The following is a 3,662-nucleotide window of genomic DNA, read 5'->3' as shown; positions in this document are numbered from 1 at the left end:
ACCGGCAACGCAGACCACTCCGGCACCCGCCCCTCCACCCGCGCCGTATACGCACGCGTAAGATCGGCCGCGAGCGGACCCAACGACCAACCATCGCCCGCGATGTGATGCACAACCAGAAGCAGTACCCGCTCCTGCGCCGAGAGTGCGAAGAGGTCGGCGCGCAGCGGGGTCTCGGTCGCCAGGTCGAAGGGGTGGCGGGCGGCCGACTTCAGTGCGTCCGGCAGCTCGGACTCGGTCGTGGGGTGGACGGTGAGGTGCGGGACGGCCGCCTCGGGTGACAGCACCTGCTGGCAGGGGATGCCCTCGGCCTCGGGGAACACCGTCCGTAGGCTCTCGTGCCGGGCCACCACGTCGCCGAGGGCACCCCGCAGCGCGTCACGGTCCAACTCGCCGTTCAGCCGCAGGGCCAGTGGGATGTTGTAGGTGGCGCTCGGCCCCTCCATCTTGTGGATGAACCACAGCCGGCGCTGGGCGAAGGACAGCGGCATGACCTCGGGTCGCCGGCGAACGGTGAGGGCCAGGCGTCCGGGGGCAGCAGTGTCGAGGAGTGCCGCCACCGCGGCCGGCGTCGGGCCCTCGAACAGTGCGCGCAACTCCAGCTCCACGCCGAACGCGGCACGGATCTGGGCGATGAGGCGGGTGGCCAGCAGCGAGTGCCCGCCCAGGTCGAAGAAGTCGTCCTCGACGCCGATCCGCGGCAGCCCCAACACCTGCGCGAACAGATCGCACACGATCTGCTCCTGCGGCGTGCGCGCCCCTCGGCCCGAACCGGTCGACGCGAACTCCGGCGCGGGCAGGGCGGCGCGGTCCAGCTTGCCGTTGGCGGTCAGGGGGAGCCGGTCGAGGGGAACGATGGCCGAGGGGACCATGTAGTCGGGCAGATGGTCGCGGGTGTGCTCACGGAGCTTGGCGAGCAGGGCACCGGTGCTGCGGCGGGCGGCGGGGTTGGTCGCCCACGTGGACAGGGGTGCGGTGGACGCGCTGGTGGGGAACGCGGCGTAGGTGCCGACGGGGGCACGGCCGGACAGCCTAGTTCGGTCGACGAAGACGACGTCCACGGTGTCGGTGTCCTGGGTGTTCCAGGTGATGGCGGTCCAGTAGCCGTGCTCGCCGCCCAGGGTGTGGAAGGCCTCAAGGCCGATGAGTGAAGCGGCGGGGCGGTCGGGCAGGGGTGTGCCGTCTTCGAGGGCCTGCCGCATGGCGAGTTCGTGGACGAGGCGGGGGTTCGGGACGCCGGTCAGGCGAAGTTCCGCCGGCCGTTCGGCTGCCATCTGTTGCCTCAGACCGACGAGGTTGGCTTGGGCGTCGGCGTGCGTGAGCCAGGGTCGGGTGGGGGCGTCGGTGATGGGGTGGGTGGTGATGCCGGTCTTGTACAGGGTGGCGTCGTAGCGGTAGCGGGTGAGTTCGTTGTGGGCGGTGCCGCGCTTGAGCTGGATGTCGGTGCCCGCCAGGTCCGGGACGTGGTGAGCGAGGGCGCTGAAGTACTCGGGGTCGACGAGGAGTTCCTTCTCCAGGACCAGGCTCTGCTCGACGGCACGGCGGATCTCGGACGTGTCGCTAGGGTCCTCGGCACGCGCCGTCTGCACACCCGAGGCGAAGGTCCGCAGCAACCGCGGATTACGCAGGTCGCCCAGGAACAGCGCGCCACCGGGGGTGAGGGCGCGGAGCGCGTGATGGACGACCTGTTCCAGGTAACCGGCGTTCGGGAAGTACTGGGCCACGGAATTGAGCACGATCGTGTCGAAGTGGCCCTGCGGAAGGTCGCCGAAGTCGTGGGCGGGCTGGGTGCGGAGATGGACCCGGGTGGCCAGGACGGGATCGGCGTCGACGTGCCGCCGGAGTTCGTCGATGACGGTGCGGGAGAAGTCGGTGCCCCAGTACTCCTCGCACTCGGGCGCCAGCCGGGCCAGGAGCAGGCCGGTGCCGACACCGATTTCGAGGACGCGGCGCGGCCTGAGGGACCGGATGCGGTCGACGGTCGTGTCCCGCCACTCCCGCATCTCGGGCAACGGGATCGGCCGGCCGTCGTAACTGCTGTTCCAGCTGGCGAAGTTCTCACCGAAGGCCGTCTGCTCCGCGGCGGTGTACACGGCGTCGTACAGGTTCTGCCACTCGCTGAGCTGGTCCTGCTCCACAGCCTCGTCGTGGTCGCGCGCCGAGGTGTCGGCGACGACGTAGGCGACGAGTCGGGAGTCACCGGGCTGGTCCTCGCGGACGACGACGGCTGCCTGCGCGATGTCCGTGTGATCGGTGAGGACCTCCTCGATCTCGCCGAGTTCGATGCGGAAACCGCGGATCTTGACCTGGTGGTCGACGCGCCCGACGAACTCCAGCTCGCCCTCCTGGTTCCACCGCACCAGGTCACCGGTGCGGTACATACGAGCACCGGGTTCGGGAGCGTACGGGTCCGCCACGAACCGCTCGGACGTCAAGCCGGGCTTGCCCAGATAGCCGCGGGCGACGCCGGATCCCGCGATGTACAGCTCCCCCACCACACCGGGCGCCACCAATTCCAGCCGCGAACCCAGCACGTATGTCCGCGTGTTGGCGATCGGCCGGCCGATGGGCGGTGCGCCCGCGCCGCCGCCGAGGTCCGCGGCGGTCGACCAGATGGTGGTCTCGGTGGGGCCGTACAGGTTGGTCACGTCGTCGGTGAGCGTGCGCATCGACTCGGCGAGCGGGGTGGGTAGCGCCTCACCGCCGACGAGGACACGCAGGCCCCGCAGCGCCTCCGGCTCGTGCGCCACGAGCAGCTGCCACAGCGAGGGGGTGCCCTGTACCACCGTGACGCCGTGCCGGGCGATCAGGTCGAGCACGGCGGACGGTTGAGGGACGGCCTCCTTGGAGGCGAGGACGACCGTGGCGCCCGACAGGAGGGGGTGGTACAGCTCCAGCGCGGCGATGTCGAACGCCACCGTGGTGACCGCGAGCAGCCGTTCTCCCGTCCGGAGCGGGACCTTGCGCCGCATCGCTTCCAGGAAGTTGAGCAGCTGCGCGTGCGGTACGACCACCCCCTTGGGACGACCGGTCGAGCCTGACGTGTAGATCACGTACGCGGCAGCCTCGGGGGCCTGCGGTGCTGCGTGTCCGGTCTCGGCCGGGTCGGTGTCGGGGCAGGCGGCCAGAAGTGCGTGTACGTCCGGGGAGTCCAACACCAGTCGTTCCGCCGAACCACGGTCCGGTGTCCGGGAGTCGGTCGCCAGTGTGGTGAGCAACAGGGCGGGCCGTGCGTCCTGGAGTACATAGGCGAGGCGGCCGGCCGGGTGGTCCGGGTCCAGTGGCAGGTACGCGGCACCGCTCTTGAGCACGGCCGACAGGGCGACCACCAGCTCGGCCGAACGCGGCAGAGCCAGCGCGACCACCCGGTCCGGACCCGCGCCCCGGCGCAACAGGACGTGCGCGAGGCGGTTGGCGCGGCGGTCAAGCTCCGCATACGTCAGGGAGGTGTCCCCGGCGATCACGGCCACGGCGTCAGGGGTGGCGGCGGCCTGCTCGGCGAGGCGGACCGGCAGCAGCTTCTGCCCGACCTCGGTCTCGGTCTCCAGCCAGGTGCCGAGCAACTGCCGGTGTTCGTCGGGGGTGAGGATGTCGATGTGGTTGAGGGGCTGGTCGGGGTGGGTGGTGGCGATATCGAGGAAATGCAGCCAACGGTCGAACAG

1 protein-coding gene is annotated in these 3,662 nt (G+C 70.7%); it reads right to left on the bottom strand.

What is annotated here, in order from left to right:
• A partial coding sequence (locus tag ACFY0K_RS44680) for an amino acid adenylation domain-containing protein (RefSeq protein ID WP_390644772.1) occupies window positions 1-3,662 on the bottom strand: 3,662 nt, incomplete at both ends.

The sequence above is a fragment of the Streptomyces sp. NPDC001507 genome (assembly GCF_042894765.1).
Lineage (GTDB): Bacteria > Actinomycetota > Actinomycetes > Streptomycetales > Streptomycetaceae > Streptomyces.
The sequence above is the reverse complement of the archived record's forward strand: the minus strand, read 5'-3'. Positions and strand labels throughout refer to the sequence as shown.